Raw genomic sequence first — 20040 nt, forward strand, 5'->3', positions numbered from 1 at the left:
CCCCCCCTTTCTCTAAAAAATAGTCTCGCGCGGAATTGAACCGCGGACCTCTACATTATCAGTGTAGCGCTCTAACCATCTGAGCTACGAGACTGACATAATTATATAATTAATTAATCAATCTCTCTCTACCTCTATCTCTACTTCTACTTTTACTTTATAACTACTTTTAACTTTCTTAACTCTCTACTCTACTGTAGACTTCATGAATATTATTTTGAAGAAAGCTTCTAGCTCAATATGCAAAGAATTTTTTAAACTCTAAAAAAAAGAGATGTTCCAGCCGCACCTTCCGGTACGGCTACCTTGTTACGACTTAGCCCCAGTTATCGATTTTACCTTAAGCAGCTCCTTTTACGGGCACCGATTTCAGGTCTCCCCGACTTCCATGGCTTGACGGGCGGTGTGTACAAGGCCCGGGAACGTATTCACCGCATCATGGCTGATATGCGATTACTAGCGATTCCAACTTCATAGAGTCGAGTTGCAGACTCCAATCCGAACTGAGATCGGCTTTTAGAGATTAGCTTCTGATTGCTCAGTAGCGACCCTTTGTACCGACCATTGTAGCACGTGTGTAGCCCAAGGTATAAGAGCCGTGATGATTTGACGTCATCCCCACCTTCCTCTCGACTTACGTCGGCAGTCTTGTCAGAGTCCCCGACATTACTCGCTGGCAACTAACAATGAGGGTTGCGCTCGTTGAGGGACTTAACCCAACACCTCACGGCACGAGCTGACGACAACCATGCAGCATCTTGTACTCCGTCCAAAGACTAAACTATTTCTAGCTTATTCGTAGTACATTTAAACCTTGGTAAGGTTCCTCGCGTATCATCGAATTAAACCACATGCTCCACCGCTTGTGCGGGCCCCCGTCAATTCCTTTGAGTTTCAGCCTTGCGACCGTACTCCCCAGGTGGATCACTTATCACTTTCGCTTAGTCACTGAAAAAAATCCAACAACTAGTGATCATCGTTTACGGCGTGGACTACCAGGGTATCTAATCCTGTTTGCTCCCCACGCTTTCGTGCCTCAGCGTCAGTATAGACTTAGTAACCTGCTTTCGCGATCGGTGTTCTGTGTGATATCTATGCATTTCACCGCTACACCACACATTCCAGTTACTCCAGTCTCACTCAAGCCTATCAGTATCAATAGCAATTTTAACAGTTGAGCTGTAATATTTCACTACTGACTTAATAAACCGCCTACGCACCCTTTAAACCCAATAAATCCGGATAACGCTTGTGTCCTCCGTATTACCGCGGCTGCTGGCACGGAGTTTGCCGACACTTATTCGTATAGTACATTCACAATTCTTATCACGTAAGAATCTTTATTCCTAAACAAAAGCAGTTTACAACCCGTAAGGCATTCTTCCTGCACGCGGCGTGGCTGGTTCAGAGTTTCCTCCATTGACCAATATTCCTCACTGCTGCCTCCCGTAGGAGTCTGGTCCGTATCTCAGTACCAGTGTGGGGGATCACCCTCTCAGGCCCCCTACCGATCATAGTCTTGGTAAGCCATTACCTTACCAACTAACTAATCGGACGCACGCCCATCTTTTGCCACATTTCTGCTTTAATAATAAAATCATGCAATTTTATTATATTATAAAATATTAATCCGAGTTTCCTCAGGCTATCTTCTAGCAAAAGGTAGGTTACGTACGTGTTACGCACCCGTTCGCCGGTCGCCATCAAAATTTACAATTTTACTTAATAAATTTTATGCTGCCCCTCGACTTGCATGTGTTAAGCCCGCCGCTAGCGTTCATCCTGAGCCAGGATCAAACTCTCCGTTGTAAAAATTAATGTCAAAGACACGAAAAACTTGTTAAAAATTCCACGATATTAAGTCTAGAAGCTTTTTTATGCAAAGAACAATAAAATAAATTATTCCAAAAATGCAATTATACGTTTTTTTTCTTACAAAAAAAGTTTTTATTGAAAAAAAATAACCTAATTTTATATGAAAATAGTGTACAAAAGCGTAAAATTCACAATTCATGAGAACTTCAGATTTTGATTTCGTATCTCCTTCAGATCTTCTAGCAAAATTTCCTTCTCAAGAAAGGGACGAATCCAAATTAATGGTTATTCACAGAAAAAACAAAAAAATCGAACATAAATTTTTTAAAGACTTATACCAGTATTTTGAAGAAGGAGATACTTTTATTTTAAATAACACTAAAGTTTTTCCTGCAAGACTATTTGGTAATAAAGAAAAAACAGATGCTAAAATAGAAGTTTTTCTACTTCGAGAATTAGACCAAAAAGATAGAACTTGGGATGTTTTAGTTGATCCTGCAAGAAAAGTAAGAGTAGGAAATAAACTAAATTTTGGACATGGACTAACAGGAGAAGTCATAGATAACACAACTTCTAGAGGAAGGATTTTACAACTTCATTTTAATGGAGACCACAAAGAGCTTATAAGAAAAATAAAAGAATTAGGAAAAACTCCACTTCCGAAATATATTAATAGACAACCAGAAAAAAATGATGAAAAACGTTATCAAACTATATATGCAAAAGAAGAAGGATCTGTAGCAGCACCAACTGCGGGATTACATTTTTCAAAACACTTATTAAAAAAATTGGAAATAAAAGGAATAAATTTAGTGGAAATAACTTTACACTTAGGATTAGGAAGTTTTTTCCCAGTAGAAGTAGAAGACATATCAAAACATAAAATGGATTCTGAAAAATGTTTTATAAATGAAGAAACATGTCAAATTATAAATCATGCTATGAAAAAAAAAAAACGGATTTGTTCTGTAGGAACTTCTTCCATGAGAGCAATAGAAAGTTCTGTTTCTTCTAATAAAAATTTAAATCCTTTTTTCGGATGGACTAATAAATTTATTTTTCCTCCATATAATTTTAACATAGCTAATTCCATGATTACAAATTTTCACATGCCAAAATCAACATTACTTATGATGACAGCAGCCTTTACAGGTTTTGAATTACTTATGAAAGCATATCAAATAGCAATTCAAAAAAAATATAGATTTTATTCTTATGGAGATGCTATGTTAATTTTATAAAATGATCAAAAAATTTCATTAATGAAATTATGAAAATCTATGCATTTCACCGCTACACCACACATTCCAGTTACTCCAGTCTCACTCAAGCCTATCAGTATCAATAGCAATTTTAACAGTTGAGCTGTAATATTTCACTACTGACTTAATAAACCGCCTACGCACCCTTTAAACCCAATAAATCCGGATAACGCTTGTGTCCTCCGTATTACCGCGGCTGCTGGCACGGAGTTTGCCGACACTTATTCGTATAGTACATTCACAATTCTTATCACGTAAGAATCTTTATTCCTAAACAAAAGCAGTTTACAACCCGTAAGGCATTCTTCCTGCACGCGGCGTGGCTGGTTCAGAGTTTCCTCCATTGACCAATATTCCTCACTGCTGCCTCCCGTAGGAGTCTGGTCCGTATCTCAGTACCAGTGTGGGGGATCACCCTCTCAGGCCCCCTACCGATCATAGTCTTGGTAAGCCATTACCTTACCAACTAACTAATCGGACGCACGCCCATCTTTTGCCACATTTCTGCTTTAATAATAAAATCATGCAATTTTATTATATTATAAAATATTAATCCGAGTTTCCTCAGGCTATCTTCTAGCAAAAGGTAGGTTACGTACGTGTTACGCACCCGTTCGCCGGTCGCCATCAAAATTTACAATTTTACTTAATAAATTTTATGCTGCCCCTCGACTTGCATGTGTTAAGCCCGCCGCTAGCGTTCATCCTGAGCCAGGATCAAACTCTCCGTTGTAAAAATTAATGTCAAAGACACGAAAAACTTGTTAAAAATTCCACGATATTAAGTCTAGAAGCTTTTTTATGCAAAGAACAATAAAATAAATTATTCCAAAAATGCAATTATACGTTTTTTTTCTTACAAAAAAAGTTTTTATTGAAAAAAAATAACCTAATTTTATATGAAAATAGTGTACAAAAGCGTAAAATTCACAATTCATGAGAACTTCAGATTTTGATTTCGTATCTCCTTCAGATCTTCTAGCAAAATTTCCTTCTCAAGAAAGGGACGAATCCAAATTAATGGTTATTCACAGAAAAAACAAAAAAATCGAACATAAATTTTTTAAAGACTTATACCAGTATTTTGAAGAAGGAGATACTTTTATTTTAAATAACACTAAAGTTTTTCCTGCAAGACTATTTGGTAATAAAGAAAAAACAGATGCTAAAATAGAAGTTTTTCTACTTCGAGAATTAGACCAAAAAGATAGAACTTGGGATGTTTTAGTTGATCCTGCAAGAAAAGTAAGAGTAGGAAATAAACTAAATTTTGGACATGGACTAACAGGAGAAGTCATAGATAACACAACTTCTAGAGGAAGGATTTTACAACTTCATTTTAATGGAGACCACAAAGAGCTTATAAGAAAAATAAAAGAATTAGGAAAAACTCCACTTCCGAAATATATTAATAGACAACCAGAAAAAAATGATGAAAAACGTTATCAAACTATATATGCAAAAGAAGAAGGATCTGTAGCAGCACCAACTGCGGGATTACATTTTTCAAAACACTTATTAAAAAAATTGGAAATAAAAGGAATAAATTTAGTGGAAATAACTTTACACTTAGGATTAGGAAGTTTTTTCCCAGTAGAAGTAGAAGACATATCAAAACATAAAATGGATTCTGAAAAATGTTTTATAAATGAAGAAACATGTCAAATTATAAATCATGCTATGAAAAAAAAAAAACGGATTTGTTCTGTAGGAACTTCTTCCATGAGAGCAATAGAAAGTTCTGTTTCTTCTAATAAAAATTTAAATCCTTTTTTCGGATGGACTAATAAATTTATTTTTCCTCCATATAATTTTAACATAGCTAATTCCATGATTACAAATTTTCACATGCCAAAATCAACATTACTTATGATGACAGCAGCCTTTACAGGTTTTGAATTACTTATGAAAGCATATCAAATAGCAATTCAAAAAAAATATAGATTTTATTCTTATGGAGATGCTATGTTAATTTTATAAAATGATCAAAAAATTTCATTAATGAAATTATGAAAATCATCTTAGAAAAAGTAAAAATACCCATAAAAAAAGAAATTAAAGAATTTGAAAAACAATTTTTTAACCTAATTAAAAGCAATATTTTTCTTATAAATAAAATTACTCATTATATTATTCATAGAAAAGGAAAATTAATTCGTCCTATATTTGTTTTTCTAATAGCAAAAATGTTAGGAAATATACAGAAAAAAACATATCATACAGCTTGTTTAATAGAATTAATACATACAGCTACACTTGTTCATGATGATGTCATAGATAATAGTTCTCTTCGTCGTGGATCACTTTCCATAAATGCTATATGGAAAAATAAAATAGCCGTGTTAATAGGAGATTATTTACTTTCGAAAAGTCTTTTATTAGCTACAAATAACAATTATCAAGATCTCCTAAAAATAATTTGTAAAACTATTAAAAACATGAGTAAAGGAGAATTATTACAAATGGAAAAATCTAAAAGCATAGATATTACCGAAAAAATTTATAATCAAATTATTTATTATAAAACAGCAAGTTTAATCGCTGCTTCTTGTGAATGTGGAGCTCGTTCAGTTAATACTGATGAAAAAACAGCATTAAAAATGAGAAAATTTGGAATTTTTACTGGTATAGCTTTCCAAATAAAAGATGATTTATTTGATTATGAAGAAAAAAACAATAATTTTACAGGAAAACCTATAGGAATTGATATAAAAGAAGGAAAAATAACACTTCCACTCATTTATACAATTCAAAATGCTTCTAAAAAGGATCAAGAATGGATATTAAATTCCATAAAAAATTATGACGAAGAAAAAAGATATCAAATAATTGATTATGTAAAAAAATATGGAGGATTAAAATATGCTACTAAAAAAATGATAGAATTTCGTAACAGTGCATTAAAGATTTTAGAACTTTACCCAGAAGGGTCTATTAAAAATGCATTAAAAATAATGGTAAATTTCATCGTTGAAAGAAATCGATAAAACCTTTTTAATGAGAGAAAATTTAGTTATTGTAGAATCTCCAACAAAGGCATGTACCATTCAAATGTTTTTGGGAGAAAATTATTATGTAGTATCTAGTTATGGACATATTATAGATCTTCCAGAAAAAGAAATAGGAGTTAAAATAAAAGAAAACTTCGAACCTAATTATGTCGTTTTATCCAAAAAAAAAAAAATAGTTCAGAATTTAAAAGAATTAATAAAAAACTATAAAATTATATGGCTTGCTTCTGATGAAGATCGTGAAGGTGAAGCTATTGCTTACCAAATTTATAAGACTTTTAACATACCAGAAAAAAAATATAGAAGAATAGTTTTTCACGAAATTACAAGAAAAGCAATTTTATATGCTATAAAAAACCCTAGATCTATTAATTATAATTTAGTTTACGCTCAACAAGCAAGACGAATTTTAGACAGACTAGTAGGATTTAAATTGTCTCCTGTTTTATGGAAAAAAATAAAAAGAGGATTATCTGCAGGTAGAGTTCAATCTGCTGCGGTTAAACTTATAGTAGAACGTGAGAAAAAAATACAAAAATTTATTCCTTCATTGGATTATCAAATATATGGATTTTTCGAAAATGAGGAAAAAACAGTTTTCAAAGCAAAATTAGAGAAAAAAATTAAAGATAAAGATAAAACAAAAAACATTTTATCGTTATGTATTGATAGTATATTTATAGTAAATAAGATTGATATCAAATACGAAAAAAAAAGTCCTCCACCACCATTTACAACATCTTCTTTGCAACAAGAAGCTTGTAAGAAATTAAATTTTTCCATATCAAAAACCATGTTTTTGGCTCAAAAATTATATGAAAAAGGATTCATTACGTATATACGGACAGATAGCACAATCTTATCAAAGGATATTTTATCAGAAATAAAAAACTATATACTTTCTTCGTATGGAGAAAAATATTTATCTGTAAAAGAATTTTCTAAAAGAAAAAAATTTTCTCAAGAAGCACACGAATCTATTCATCCTACTATTATTAAAAATGTGAATGAAAATTATTTAGAATCTTTAGATATTTTTCAAAAACAACTTTATCAACTTATATGGGAACGTACTATTATGGGACAAATGATAGGTTCTACTATTGAAAATAAATATTTTTATATTAAATCTTCTAATTTTAATGATTTTTTTATATATATAAAAAAAACCATTTTATTTGACGGATTTTTAAAAATTGCAAACAAGAATAAAAAAGAAAAGTCTTCTATTTTAGAAATGAAAAAAGGATCTATCCTTAATAGAAAGGATATTTTAGCTAAGCAAATTTTTTCGACTAAAATACATAGATATAATGAGGCTTCTTTAGTAAATAACTTAGAAAAGTTAGGAATAGGGAGACCATCAACTTATGTTCCTATTATATCTACTATTCAAAAAAGAAATTATGTAAACATACAAAAAATTACGAAAAAAACAGAAACAAGAAAAAATTTTCTTTTAAAAGAAAACTCTCTTCTTGAAGAAGAAGAAATAATTACTGAATTTGAGAAAAATAAATTATTTCCTACAGAAATAGGAGTATTAACTACTCATTTTCTAAAAAAAAATTTCGGAGAAATAGTAGATTACGATTTTACAGCAAATTTAGAAAAAAGTTTTGATGATATAGCTAATGGAAAAGAATCATGGATTAAAATCGTTAAAAATTTTTATAATAAATTCCATCAAAAAATACAATATGTGAAAGAACATGTAGATAAAATTAAAAAAGAATATTTTCTTGGAATTGATCCTAAATCTAAAAAAAAAATTTTCGCAAAAATTGCTCGTTTTGGAGCAATTATTCAACTGGGAGAATTTAAAGGAAAAGATAAACCTAAATTTTCTCCTTTATTAAATAGTCAAAAAATAAATACCATTTCACTTACAGAAGCTTTAAAAATTCTTGAATTACCAAAATCCTTAGGTTTTTTTGAGAAAGAAGAAGTACTCTTAAAAATAAACAAATACAATATTTATTTAAAATATAAAAATCAATTTATTCCAATTGAAGAAAATATGTTCTTTAACTCATCTAAGTTAGAATTAGAACAAGCTATTGACATAATTAAAAATAAAAATAACTAATTCCATACAAATATTAGAATTAACCGTCAAAATATCTTTGATTCAAATAAGTAGTTGGATAAGCTTGATCATGACCTGTTCTTCTAACATGATCTAAATATTTTGGAATATAAGATAAAGCTTTTACTCTGTCAGATAATGTCATTCTATTCCATAAATTTTCAGCCATTTTTTTTTTCCCCACTTTATATCTATAATCGGTCCAGAAACGATTAAAAGATAAATCTGCAGGTATTTCTTCTATAGAAAAAACATCTCTTACATTTCTCATTTTATTGATTATAGATTCATTATAAGGTAAATATTTACCAATCCATACATAATGTGATAAAGAAAGTTTTTCAGGAAAAATTACTTCCCTTAGAAAACCATTGAAATCATATTTAAATATGATTTCTCCAGATACAAAACGACTTCTAAATATATATTGTTTACCTCTCATTACTGTTTATTTCATCAGAATGAATTATTAATTAATCTTTTAATAGATAAACTCTTATCTTAATTAAGTAGTTAAGAATACAAATTATTAACTATTTTAGTTAATGATGAAATTTTTAAAAAAATATTTCACATAATTTTTTTATTTATTAATGAATTAGTACGAAATATTATGTTTATCAATTTAATTTTTTATTAATGTAAATACAATAAATTTTAAAAGTTTATAAATGCGGTACAGAAGTTATGGATTTTTATTTTATAAAAAATGGATTTATAATATCTTTTTTTACACATTTTTTAATGTTTTAAATTTATAATATGTTATATATTGTTCCTACTCCTATAGGTAACCTAGAGGACTTTACTTTCAGAGGATTACGTATCTTAAAAGAGGTTGATTTAATTTTGGTAGAGAGTTATAAAGTTTCTAAAAAACTATTAAAATTTTATAATATTACAACTCAAACAAATAAATATCATATTTATAATGAACATAAAAGAATTCCTCATCTTATAAAAAAAATCAAGAAAGGAATAAAATTAGCATTAATATCTAACGCAGGAACTCCAAGTATATCTGATCCGGGATTTTTATTAATTAAGTATTGTATTAATAATTCTATTCCTGTGGAATGTTTACCTGGACCTACAGCTTTAATTCCAGCATTAGTCAATTCAGGGTTGTCTATCAATGAATTTACTTTTATTGGATTTTTACCAAAAAAAAAAAGAAGAAGTAAATTGGAAATTTTATCAAAAGAAAATAGAACTATTGTTTTCTACGAATCTCCTCATAGATTATTAAAAACATTAAAAGAAATAAAATATTTTTTTGGAATGCAAAGAAACATTGCTATTTGTAAAGAAATATCCAAATTTTTCCAAAATACATTAAGAGGAAATATAGAAATAATAATTTCACATTACGAAAATGTCGAAAATATATTAGGAGAATATACTATCATTATTGAAAAAAACAACTAAATATAATTTTCTTTCATTATATACTCTGCAATTTGAATAGCATTTGTTGCAGATCCTTTCCGGAGATTATCGGATACTATCCACATATTTATAGAATTTTTAAATGAGAAGTCTTTTCGTATTCTACCAACAAAAACTTCATCTTTTTTGTGCGCATATAATGGCATAGGATAAATGTTCTTTTTCGGATTATCTTGAACAATAATTCCTTTTGTTTTATGCAAAATTTTATATATATGATTTATATCAGGTTTATTTTCAAATGTAATATTTACACTTTCTGAGTGTCCACCTATTACAGGAACACGTGCTGCTGTAGCAGTAATAGCTATATCTTTATTATTCATTATTTTTTTTGTTTCCTTTATTAATTTCAATTCCTCTATTGTATAACCATCTTTGGAAAAAGAGTCACAATGAGGTAAAACATTCTGATGAATAGAATATGGATAAATTTTACAAACATTCTTAGTCTTTCCCTCTTTTTCTTGATTTAGTTGATCTAAAGCTTTTTTACCAGTTCCTGTTACTGATTGATAAGTAGAAACAATTACTCTATGTATTTTATATTCTAAATGTAATGGAAATAAAACCATTACTAATTGTATTGTAGAACAATTTGGATTAGCGATAATCTTATCACTTTTTTCTAAACAAGAAGCATTCACTTCAGGAACAATTAATTTTTTTGTAGGATCCATTCTCCATGCAGAAGAATTATCTATGACAGTTGATCCTATTTTTACAAATCTAGGAGCCCATTCTTTTGATATACTTGAACCTGCTGAAAATAAAACAATATTCGGTTTTTTTAATAATAACTTATTCAAGTCAATGACTTTATATACTCTTCCTTTAAAAGAAAATTCTCTTCCAACAGATTTCTCAGAAGCAGAAATATACAATTCCTCCAATGGAAAATTTCTTTTTTCTAAGACATCTATCATTACACGTCCTACTAAACCAGTAACTCCTACTACTCCTAGTTTCATATGAATTTTTATAAAAATTTAATTTCCCATTAGTAACTAACAAAGTTAGTAAATTATAAGTATAAAATGAAAAAAGGTAAAATGATCATTTTATCTGGTCCTTCTGGATCTGGTAAAACTACTATTTCTCATTGTTTACTTTCAAAATTTCCAGACTTGAAATTTTCTATATCATGTACTACACGATCAATTAGAAATAATGAGAAACATGGAAGGGACTATTATTTTGTATCCATAAATAATTTTATCTCTAAAATGAAAAAATATCAATTTGCGGAGTGGGAAGAAGTTTATCCTAAACTATTTTATGGAACTTTGAAAAAAGAAATTTTAAGAATTTGGGAATCTAACAAACATGTTTTGTTTGATGTAGATGTCAAAGGAGGATTGAGCTTAAAAAAACAATATCCAGATAATTCTTTATCTATATTTATTATGGCAAATTCTATAAAAATTTTAAAAGAAAGACTTTTAATAAGAAATTCTGAAACATCATATGATCAGATAAATACACGTATAAATAAAGCAAAAAAAGAAAATCTTTCTGCTAAGAAATTTGACTTTATTTTATTTAATACTGATTTGTTTCAGACAAAAAAAAAAGCAATTCAAATTGTTCACAATTTTATTTATGGAAAATAAAATCGGGGTGACTGGAATAATTCCAGTCAATACACGCCCCCCTAAACGTATATTCTAAATAACCTTTAAACAACCTTATCCTTCATCACCCCGATAAACTAAACTCCTCAGGCTGGACTCGAACCAGCGACACCCTGATTAACAGTCAGGTGCTCTAACCAACTGAGCTACTGAGGATAATTTTGTATTGGTATTTTGCTTATTCTAATTTTATGTCTTCCACCTTCAAAATTGGTTATTAAAAATGTTTCTGTAATTTCCAAAATTTCATTTTTATCTAAAAAACGTGCTGGTAAACTAATAATATTAGCATCATTGTGTTTTCTTGCCAAGAAAGCAACTTCTTTATTCCATACTAAAGCTGCACGAATTTTTTTATATTTATTTGCAATCATAGCAGCTCCATTTCCAGTTCCACATATAATAATTCCAAAATCAGCTTTACCTTCATTCACAAATTCAGCTGTGGGATGAATAAAATCAGGATAATCTACTGCTTTTCCATGTTCAGAAAATCCAAAATCTTTTATTTTACATCCTATCTTAGTTAAGAAAGAGATTATTAAAGATTTATAATATACTCCTGTATGATCGGACCCTATTGCTATTAACATAAATTAAAAAAAACACGGAGATATAAATATACATTAAAATTAAATTAAAAATTTTATTTTATAATTTTATTAAATTGCAATTAATAAGTATAAGGACAATGAACCAATGATAAAGAATATTAAAACTATCAGTGATTTTAATTTCAAAAATAAAACAGCCTTACTAAGGACAGATTTTAATGTTCCTGTAAATAAATATCATAAAATAACAGATGATACCCGTATTCAATATAGTATTCCAACTATTCAAAAAATCATATCTGAAAAAGGAAAAGTCGTTATTATTTCTCATTTTGGAAGACCAAAAGGATTCCCATCTAAAACTTATTCTTTAAAATTTTTAATTCCTATCTTGTCCAAAATTTTAAAACTTTCTGTAAAATTTTTCGAAAATTGCATAGGAAAAAATGTAGAAAAAAAAGTTAATGAATTAGAAAATGGAGATGTATTATTATTGGAAAACCTCCGTTTTTATAAGGAAGAAGAAGAAGAAAATGAAAATTTTGCATTTGAATTATCAAAATTGGGAGATATTTATGTGAATGATGCTTTTGGAGCTTCTCATCGATCACATACTTCTATTACTGTTCTCCCAAAATTATTTCAGGAGAAAAAATGCATAGGATTTCTTATGCAAAAAGAAATTCAATTTTTGAATAAATTTTTTCTTTCAAAAAAAGAGAACAGACCTATCACAATTTTATTAGGAGGAGCAAAAATTTCTTCTAAAATAGAAATTATTGAAAATATCATAAATTTTGCCGATCATATATTAATAGGAGGTGGAATGTCTTATCCTTTTATTTTAAAAAAAGGAGGAAGAATAGGTAATTCTCTTATAGAAAAAGAAAAAAATAAAATGATTAAAATTGAAAAAATTTTAACCAAAATTATTAATAAATGTCAAAAAAAAAACATTTTACATCTTCCAAAAGATGTTATTATAACTAATTCATTTAATAATACAAAAACTACTAAAATATCTTCTATTTATTCTATTCCAGATGGATGGACTGGGTTAGATATAGGGCCATCTTCTATAAAATATTTTTGTGATTTTATAGAACAATCAAAAACGATCTTATGGAATGGACCAGTAGGAGTTTTTGAAAATCCAAATTTTTCTTTAGGGACCATTTCTATAGCAGAAAAAATTGCAAAAACAACTGAAAAAGGTGCGTTTTCTTTAGTAGGAGGAGGAGATTCTATTGCGGCTTTAAAAATGGGAGGATATGATAAAAAAATCAGTTATTTATCTACTGGAGGAGGAGCCTTATTAGAAAGCTTGAAAAAAAAAGTTCTTCCTGGTATAAAATCCTTAATATTAAATAATAATTAAGTTTTTCATTATATTTGTTCTATATAAAAAAATAAAGAAAAATTATGTCGTTTAAACTCCCAAAATTATATTATTCATATAGTGATTTTGAACCTTATATAGACAGAAGAACAATGAAAATCCATTATGAGAAACATCATGCATCTTACACCGATAATTTGAATAAATTAATTTCTGGAACAGATATGATGAATATGACTATAGAAGAAATATTGAGAAAATCTTATATGGAAAACACAAAAATTCGTAATAATAGTGGAGGATTTTATAATCATAATCTCTTTTGGGAGATACTAATTCCTAATCTTAGATACACAGATCCAAGTCCTTTTTTAAATGAAAAAATTAAAAAAAATTTCGATTCTTTTGATTCTTTTAAGAAAGAATTTTCTTCTGCTGCATTTAATTGTTTTGGATCTGGATGGGCTTGGTTATGTATAAAAGAACAAAAATTAAAAATTTGTTCTACAGCAAATCAAGATAATCCTATTATGTCTGGAATAGGTTGTGAAGGCATACCAATATTAGGATTAGATGTTTGGGAACATGCTTACTATTTACAGTATCAAAATCGTCGTTTAGATTATATATCTTCTTTTTGGAAAATTATCAACTGGAAAAAAGTTGAGGAAAATTACAACAAAGTAATAAAATAATTTTAATGGATAAAATTATCCTAGAAAACATAAGATTATTTGGATATCATGGATGTATCTTGGAAGAAGAAAAAATTGGATCTCATTATATTGTAAATATAGAAATTGAATTAGATCTTAAAAAACCCTCTATTTCTGATAAATTATCAGAAACTATTGATTATGTTAATTTATATAGGATTGTTGAAAAAGAAATGAATATTAATTCAAAATTAATTGAACATTTAGCACAAAGAATAGTTCAAAAAATTAACAAGAGATATAAAATAATTAAACATACAAAAGTAAAAATTTGCAAAGAAAATCCACCAATGCAAGGAAACATAGATAGAGTATGTATCGTTTTATATGAATAAAAACTTTTAATATTTTTGGCACTGTGGCCGAATGGAAAGGCAGAGGTCTGCAAAACCTTTTATAGCGGTTCGATTCCGCTCTGTGCCTTTTTTTTTGTATAAATTTTCTGTATAAATTTACGGATTTCAAGCATAATACTTTTTGTATCACAAATAAGATATGAAGATAAATAATATTCTTATTTCACAACCTTTAACAGGAGGCTATGATTCTCCATATTTAAAACTTTGTAAAAATAAAAATATCAACATTGATTTTAGATCTTTTATAGAAATAAAAGGTGCATCGCCTAGTGATGTAAGAAAACAGAAAATAAATTTTTCTAATTTTACCGTAGTTCTTTTTATAAGCAAAAAATCTGTAGATCATTATTTTAGACTTTCTAAGTCTATGCGTTTTAAAGTTCCACCTACTATGAAATACGTTTGTCAAACAAAAACAATTGCTTTTTATTTGCAAAAGTATATTGTTTATAGAAAAAGAAAAATTTGTATTGGAAATAAATCATTTAAAGATATTATACCTTATATAAAAAAAAATACAAAAGAAAAATTTCTTTTACCTTCTTCAGATATTTTAAAAAAGGAAATCCCAAACATGTTAAACAAACTAAATATTTTTTGGAAAAGAGCTATTTTATATAAAACTGCTTATAGCGATTTGTCTGATTTAAAACATATATGTTATGATATTTTAGTATTTTTTAGTCCAGCAGAGATTAGATCTCTGTTTGAGAATTTTCCTAATTTTAATCAAAAAAATATAAAAATTGCCACTTTCGGTAAAAATACTTTGTATGCAGCTTGTCAAGCGGGTCTAAAAATAGATATCAAAGTTCCAACTCCAGAATTTCCTTCTATGTCTATGGCATTAGAGAAATATATAAACACAAAAAAATAAATAGCACTATTCTACTGTAACAGACTTAGCTAAATTTCTTGGTTGATCCACATTTTCTCCCCGTATACAAGCAATTTGATAAGCTAACAATTGAAGAGGAATGACAGTAACTAAAGGACTAAGTTCTTCCGAAAGATATGGAATTTTTATAACGTGATCTGCTAACATACTAACTTGAATATCTCCTTCATTAACTATGGCGATTACTTTACCTTTTCTAGCTTTAATTTCTTGAATATTTCCTACTATTTTATCATAAAATCCTTTTTTTATAGCGATAATAACCACTGGCATATTTTCATCAATTAAGGCAATAGGTCCATGTTTCATCTCTGCTGCAGGATAACCTTCTGCATGAATATAAGATATTTCTTTTAGTTTTAAAGCTCCTTCTAAAGCAACTGGAAAATTAATTCCTCTACCTAAATAAAGAAAATTATTTACATTGTGATAAATTTTTGAAATTTCTCTTATAGAATTATCTGTTTTCAATACATGATCTATTTTTTCTGGAATGGACCTAAGCTCTTGGCATAAACATTTGTAACGATAATCATTTATAGTAGATCTATATTTTCCTATTTTTAAAGCTAATAAAACAAGAACTGTAATTTGAGCAGTAAAAGATTTTGTAGACGCTACTCCTATCTCAGGACCTGCGTGAGTATAAGCTCCTGCATCTACAATTCTTGCTATAGATGAGCCTACAACATTACAAATACCAAAAACAAATGCTCCTTTTTTTTTTGCTAATTTTAAAGCAGATAAAGTATCTGCCGTCTCTCCTGATTGAGAAATCACAATAATTACATTTTTTTTACCTATAATAGGATTTCTATATCTAAATTCTGAAGCATATTCTACTTCTACTGGAATACGAGCAAATTCTTCTAATAAATATTCTCCAATTAAACTAGCATGCCATGAAGTTCCACATGCTACTATAGTTATGCATTTAGCATTAATAAAAATATCTTTATTAGATTCAATTCCGTCAATATAAATCATACCACATTCTGAAATTAACAATCGACCACGTAGTGTATCTAAAATTGTTTTTGGTTGTTCATGTATTTCTTTTAACATAAAATACTTATACTTTCCTTTTTCTATTTGTTTTAAATTTATTTTAAGTTTTTTAATAATTGGATGGAGTTTATGATTATCTACAATTTTTCTCAAATCTAATTCTTTTCCTTTTTTAAGAATAGCCATTTCTCCATCTTTTAAATAAAGAGCATTATTTGTATAATCTACAAAAGGAATGGGATCAGATGCAATGAAAAATTCTTTTTCATTAATTCCTAATGCAAGAGGACTTCCCAATTTTGCAATAATAATTTTATCAGGATAATATTTATCCACGACGGCAATAGAATAAGCTCCTACTATTTCATTGAGAGAAATTCTTACAGCTTCTTCTAAAGAAAATTTATTCTCTTTTCTAAGAAATTCAATAAAATTAATAAGAACCTCTGTATCGGTTTTACTTTTAAAAGTAAAACCATTCTTTGATAAAATAATTTTAATTGCATGATAATTTTCTATAATTCCATTATGAATCATGATAAGATCATTAGAATTAGAAACGTGAGGGTGAGCATTGATATCATTTGGAACCCCATGTGTTGCCCATCTTGTATGACCTATTCCAGTAGTTCCACTTATTTTTACCTTATCATAATATATTTTTCTTTCTAATTCGTAAACTCTTCCTTTTGTTTTGCACAAACTATATCCATTTTTATAAAAAATAGCAATTCCAGAACTATCATATCCCCTATATTCCAATTTTTTCAATCCATTAATTAGAATAGGATAAGCTTCTCTATAACCTAAATAACCAATTATACCACACATTCTAACTGATAAAATTAGAAATTTTCTATTTTTGTTATTATGAATAATTAATTTATTTCTTCTAAAACAGTTTCTTTATAAAATTGTTGATAAACCTTTTCTATTTTTTCTACAGGATAATATTTTAATACTAACAATTTTTTTATTTTTATATAATCTTCTATTTCCTGAGGAAAGGTAAGATCTCCTTTTATTATAGCATCCGAAAAATACATACAAAATTTTATCAAATTAAAATAATCCGGAGTTTCCAACAATTTTAATTTTCTAGGTTTTATACCATCAAGTTTAATTTTTTTTATAATTTCTTTATTGAGACAACCTTGAAAAGGTTTATTGTAAATAGATGAAACTATTTTTACATTTTGATATACAGGATCATTTTTATAAAAATTTTTAATATATAAAGGAATAAAAGAACTAATCCATCCATATATATGGATAATATCAGGTTTCCAATTTAACCTTTTGACAGTTTCCAAAACTCCTTTTGTAAAAAATAAAGCTCTTTCATCATTATCCTGAAAAAAAATTCCATTCTCATCTTCATATATAGCTTTTCTTTTAAAATATTCTTCATTATCTATAAAATAAACTTGTAATCTAGCATCAGGAATAGATGCTACTTTTATCAATAATGGTTGATCTATATCGTTTATGAGTAAATTCATTCCTGACAAACGAATTACTTCATGTAATTGATGTCTTCTTTCATTGATTACTCCAAAACGAGGCATAAAAATGCGGACATCGTTTCCTATTGATTGCATAAACTTAGTAGCTCTTAAAACGGATAAAGATATCGGATTCTCTGATGAAAAAGGAAATAAGTCTGAAGAAACATATAATATACGTTTACTTTTCATCTTAAAAAAAGTTATTTTTATTTTTATTTAAAGTAAAAAAACGGATAATTGCAAATATAATAAATAAAATCCAATGCCTAAATTTAATAATAAAATGAAAAACGGTTTTTTTAGATAAAATCTTGTAGATTGTAGTACATTTTTACAATGTCAATGAAATAATAATAAATAGATATGTTTTATTATCATGAAATCAGAAAAAAAAATAAAAAAAAAACATTACAATGATAATTTTGCAATAGGTTATATTAATATAACTATTCATGGATTTGCTTTTGTAAATATTAAAGGATTTCAAAAAGATGTTTTTATTCCAAAAAATAAAACAAACCGGTCTTTAGAAGGAGATTTAGTAAAAATAATTTTCAACAAAAAAAATAGAAAAGGAATAAAAATAGAAGGAGAAGTATTAAAAGTTATCAAAAGAAAAACAAAAAATTTTATTGGAATATTAAAAATGAATTTCCAATATAATTCCAAGTATGGATTAGTTATAGTAAACAATAATAGCATTCATGTAGACATATTTATTCCAATAGATAATTTTAATAAATATAACCACAACGATAAAGTATTAGTTGAAATCATATCATGGCCCAAAAAATTAAAAAATCCTTTAGGAAAAATTATAAAAGTATTTGGAAAATCTGGAGAATATAAAACTGAAATTTTTTCATTATTAGAAGAATATAAAATTACTTACGAATTCCCAAAGGAAGTAGAAGAAGAAGCTAAAAAAATTCATTCAAAAGAAATTTATGATATAAATAGTGAAATAAGAAGAGATATGCGTAATATCAATACTTTTACTATAGATCCTTTTAACGCAAAAGATTTTGATGATGCATTATCAATTAGAAAATTAAATAATGAAACCTGGGAAATAGGAGTCCATATTTCTGATGTTTCTCATTATATAGAAGAAGGAAGTTTTATAGATCAAGAAGCATATTCACGTGCTACATCTATTTATTTTATAGGAAAAGTTATTCCGATGCTTCCAAAAATATTATCAAATGATCTTTGTTCCCTACAACCAAAAAAAGATAGATTAAGTTTTTCCTATATTTTTAACATAGACAATAAAGGAAAAATATTAAAAAATTGGTTTGGTAAAACAATTATACAATCTAATAGAAGATTTACATATGAAGAAATACAAGAAATCATAGATAAAAAAAAAGGAGATTTTCATGAAGAAATTTATAATTTATTCCTATTTTCTAAAATATTAACAAAAAAAAGATTAAAAAATGGATCTATATATCTTGAAAAGATTGAGGTTAAGTTTCATTTAGACGAGAAAAAAAATCCAATATCTCTAGATTTAAAAAAGAACAACGACGCTCACCGGTTAATAGAAGAATTTATGTTATTGGCCAATAGGAAAATTTCAGAGTTTGTTAGTTTAAATTTTAACGAAACCCCTTCTAATAAACTTTTTATATACAGAATTCATGATAAACCTGATTTTCAGAAAATTTTTTTGCTAAAAAAAATTATAGAACCTTTAGGTTACTTTTTAGATTTTAATAGGTTAAAAACCTCTATTAATTGCTTATTGAAAAAAATTAAAGGGAAACCAGAACAAAATATGATTGAAAATTTAATTCTTCGTGCTATGAGCAAAGCTAGATACTCTACAAAAAACATAGGACATTATGGATTATCTTTTTTTCATTATACTCATTTTACTTCTCCTATAAGGAGATATTCAGATATAATAGCCCATCGTTTATTATCTTATTACTTGAAAAAAGTAAATAATAGTTTTAATAAAACTAATGAAAAAACGTATAAACTAAAAACAATGGAATTTTATGAAAAACAATCTGAACATTGCAGTTATAAAGAACGATTGGCTATAGATGCGGAAAGAGATTTTCTGAAATATATTCAAGTAAAGTATATCAAAAAATTTCTAGGAGAAGAATTTTATGGTATTATTACAGGATTCACTGGTTGGAGTGTTTATATCGATTTACTGTTATTTCAAACAGAAGGAATGGTACGATTACGTGATATTAAAGAAGATTATTATGTTCTAGATTCAAATAATTATAGTATAATTGGAAAAAAAAAAAGAAAAATTTATCACTTAGGGGATAAAGTAAAAGTTAAATTAATAGATGTTAATCTGGAAAGAAAACAAATTATTCTTAGTTGGATTGACGAATTGGATAAACAAGAAAATACTAAAAAATAATTT

General features: G+C 27.7%; 15 protein-coding genes, 4 tRNA genes, 1 rRNA gene, 1 pseudogene and 1 other annotated feature (1 of these 22 only partly in view). Of the genes and pseudogenes, 12 read left to right on the forward strand and 9 right to left on the reverse strand.

The features are described 5' to 3' along the window. The 3 genes from H0H40_RS01660 to H0H40_RS01670 form a co-directional block, all read right to left on the reverse strand. Positions 1–3, reverse strand: a tRNA-Ala gene (locus H0H40_RS01660) (it extends 71 nt beyond the left edge of the window). 17 nt (positions 4–20) lie between these two features. Continuing rightward, positions 21–94, reverse strand: a tRNA-Ile gene (locus H0H40_RS01665). A 173-nt stretch (positions 95–267) separates the two neighbouring features. Continuing rightward, positions 268–1809, reverse strand: a 16S ribosomal RNA gene (locus H0H40_RS01670). 203 nt (positions 1810–2012) lie between these two features. Between H0H40_RS01670 and queA (H0H40_RS03120) the strand changes: the two are divergent. The 4 genes and pseudogenes from queA (H0H40_RS03120) to topA form a co-directional block, all read left to right on the forward strand. Continuing rightward, a pseudogene (gene queA, locus H0H40_RS03120) lies at positions 2013–2993 on the forward strand (tRNA preQ1(34) S-adenosylmethionine ribosyltransferase-isomerase QueA); the annotation flags it as partial. Between the two features lie 39 nt (positions 2994–3032). Then, positions 3033–3802, reverse strand: a sequence feature (16S ribosomal RNA rRNA prediction is too short). Between the two features lie 211 nt (positions 3803–4013). After that, the gene (gene queA, locus H0H40_RS01680) at positions 4014–5057 is read left to right on the forward strand and encodes a tRNA preQ1(34) S-adenosylmethionine ribosyltransferase-isomerase QueA (RefSeq protein ID WP_185868801.1); all 1044 of its coding nucleotides are present in this window, start codon (positions 4014–4016) and stop codon (positions 5055–5057) included. A 29-nt stretch (positions 5058–5086) separates the two neighbouring features. Then, positions 5087–6064 carry a polyprenyl synthetase family protein gene (locus H0H40_RS01685; protein ID WP_185868802.1) on the forward strand — a complete coding sequence of 326 codons (978 nt, stop codon included), beginning with the start codon at positions 5087–5089 and terminating at the stop codon, positions 6062–6064. 10 nt (positions 6065–6074) lie between these two features. Further along, positions 6075–8177, forward strand: a complete 2103-nt coding sequence (topA, locus tag H0H40_RS01690) for a type I DNA topoisomerase (protein WP_185868803.1) — start codon at positions 6075–6077, stop codon at positions 8175–8177. Between the two features lie 19 nt (positions 8178–8196). Here topA and H0H40_RS01695 read toward each other — a convergent pair whose 3' ends face one another. Continuing rightward, positions 8197–8619 carry a hypothetical protein gene (locus H0H40_RS01695; RefSeq protein ID WP_185868804.1) on the reverse strand — a complete coding sequence of 141 codons (423 nt, stop codon included), beginning with the start codon at positions 8617–8619 and terminating at the stop codon, positions 8197–8199. Between the two features lie 320 nt (positions 8620–8939). Between H0H40_RS01695 and rsmI the strand changes: the two genes are divergently transcribed. Beyond that, complete coding sequence (gene rsmI, locus H0H40_RS01700) at positions 8940–9605, forward strand: 16S rRNA (cytidine(1402)-2'-O)-methyltransferase (protein WP_185868805.1); 666 nt, start codon at positions 8940–8942, stop codon at positions 9603–9605. Here rsmI and H0H40_RS01705 read toward each other — a convergent pair. Beyond that, positions 9602–10597: an aspartate-semialdehyde dehydrogenase gene (locus H0H40_RS01705; protein ID WP_185868806.1), complete on the reverse strand. Its 996-nt coding sequence runs from the start codon at positions 10595–10597 to the stop codon at positions 9602–9604. The genes rsmI and H0H40_RS01705 overlap by 4 nt on opposite strands. A 66-nt stretch (positions 10598–10663) precedes the next feature. Here H0H40_RS01705 and gmk point away from each other — a divergent pair, with 66 nt between their 5' ends. After that, the gene (gene gmk / locus H0H40_RS01710) at positions 10664–11239 is read left to right on the forward strand and encodes a guanylate kinase (protein ID WP_185868807.1); all 576 of its coding nucleotides are present in this window, start codon (positions 10664–10666) and stop codon (positions 11237–11239) included. 103 nt (positions 11240–11342) lie between these two features. Here gmk and H0H40_RS01715 read toward each other — a convergent pair. Together H0H40_RS01715 and H0H40_RS01720 are read right to left on the reverse strand one after the other, a co-directional pair. After that, positions 11343–11416: transfer RNA gene (locus tag H0H40_RS01715), tRNA-Asn, on the reverse strand. Beyond that, positions 11407–11853 (reverse strand): RpiB/LacA/LacB family sugar-phosphate isomerase, encoded by a 447-nt coding sequence (locus tag H0H40_RS01720; protein WP_185868808.1) that lies wholly within the window; start codon positions 11851–11853, stop codon positions 11407–11409. Before H0H40_RS01720 ends, H0H40_RS01715 begins: the two co-directional genes overlap by 10 nt. Before the next feature lie 106 nt (positions 11854–11959). Here H0H40_RS01720 and H0H40_RS01725 point away from each other — a divergent pair, with 106 nt between their 5' ends. The 5 genes from H0H40_RS01725 (at position 11960) to H0H40_RS01745 (ending at position 15105) form a co-directional block, all read left to right on the forward strand. Beyond that, entirely contained in the window at positions 11960–13192 is a 1233-nt protein-coding gene (locus H0H40_RS01725; RefSeq protein WP_185868809.1) for a phosphoglycerate kinase, read from the forward strand. A gap of 44 nt (positions 13193–13236) precedes the next feature. After that, entirely contained in the window at positions 13237–13848 is a 612-nt protein-coding gene (locus tag H0H40_RS01730; protein ID WP_185868810.1) for a superoxide dismutase, read from the forward strand. A 5-nt stretch (positions 13849–13853) separates the two neighbouring features. Further along, complete coding sequence (gene folB, locus H0H40_RS01735; protein ID WP_185868811.1) at positions 13854–14204, forward strand: dihydroneopterin aldolase; 351 nt, start codon at positions 13854–13856, stop codon at positions 14202–14204. Positions 14205–14221: 17 nt separating this feature from the next. Further along, positions 14222–14292: transfer RNA gene (locus H0H40_RS01740), tRNA-Cys, on the forward strand. Between the two features lie 72 nt (positions 14293–14364). After that, the gene (locus H0H40_RS01745) at positions 14365–15105 is read left to right on the forward strand and encodes a uroporphyrinogen-III synthase (RefSeq protein WP_185868812.1); all 741 of its coding nucleotides are present in this window, start codon (positions 14365–14367) and stop codon (positions 15103–15105) included. A gap of 6 nt (positions 15106–15111) precedes the next feature. Here the strand turns inward: H0H40_RS01745 and glmS are convergent, their stop codons facing one another. Then, positions 15112–16965 (reverse strand): glutamine--fructose-6-phosphate transaminase (isomerizing), encoded by a 1854-nt coding sequence (gene glmS / locus H0H40_RS01750; RefSeq protein ID WP_185868813.1) that lies wholly within the window; start codon positions 16963–16965, stop codon positions 15112–15114. Positions 16966–17012: 47 nt separating this feature from the next. After that, positions 17013–17831 (reverse strand): glycogen/starch synthase, encoded by an 819-nt coding sequence (locus H0H40_RS01755; RefSeq protein WP_185868814.1) that lies wholly within the window; start codon positions 17829–17831, stop codon positions 17013–17015. A gap of 187 nt (positions 17832–18018) precedes the next feature. Here H0H40_RS01755 and rnr point away from each other — a divergent pair, with 187 nt between their 5' ends. Then, the gene (gene rnr, locus H0H40_RS01760; protein WP_185868815.1) at positions 18019–20037 is read left to right on the forward strand and encodes a ribonuclease R; all 2019 of its coding nucleotides are present in this window, start codon (positions 18019–18021) and stop codon (positions 20035–20037) included. Positions 20038–20040: the final 3 nt, after the last annotated feature.

The organism is Blattabacterium cuenoti, assembly GCF_014252295.1.
Lineage (GTDB): Bacteria > Bacteroidota > Bacteroidia > Flavobacteriales > Blattabacteriaceae > Blattabacterium > Blattabacterium cuenoti_V.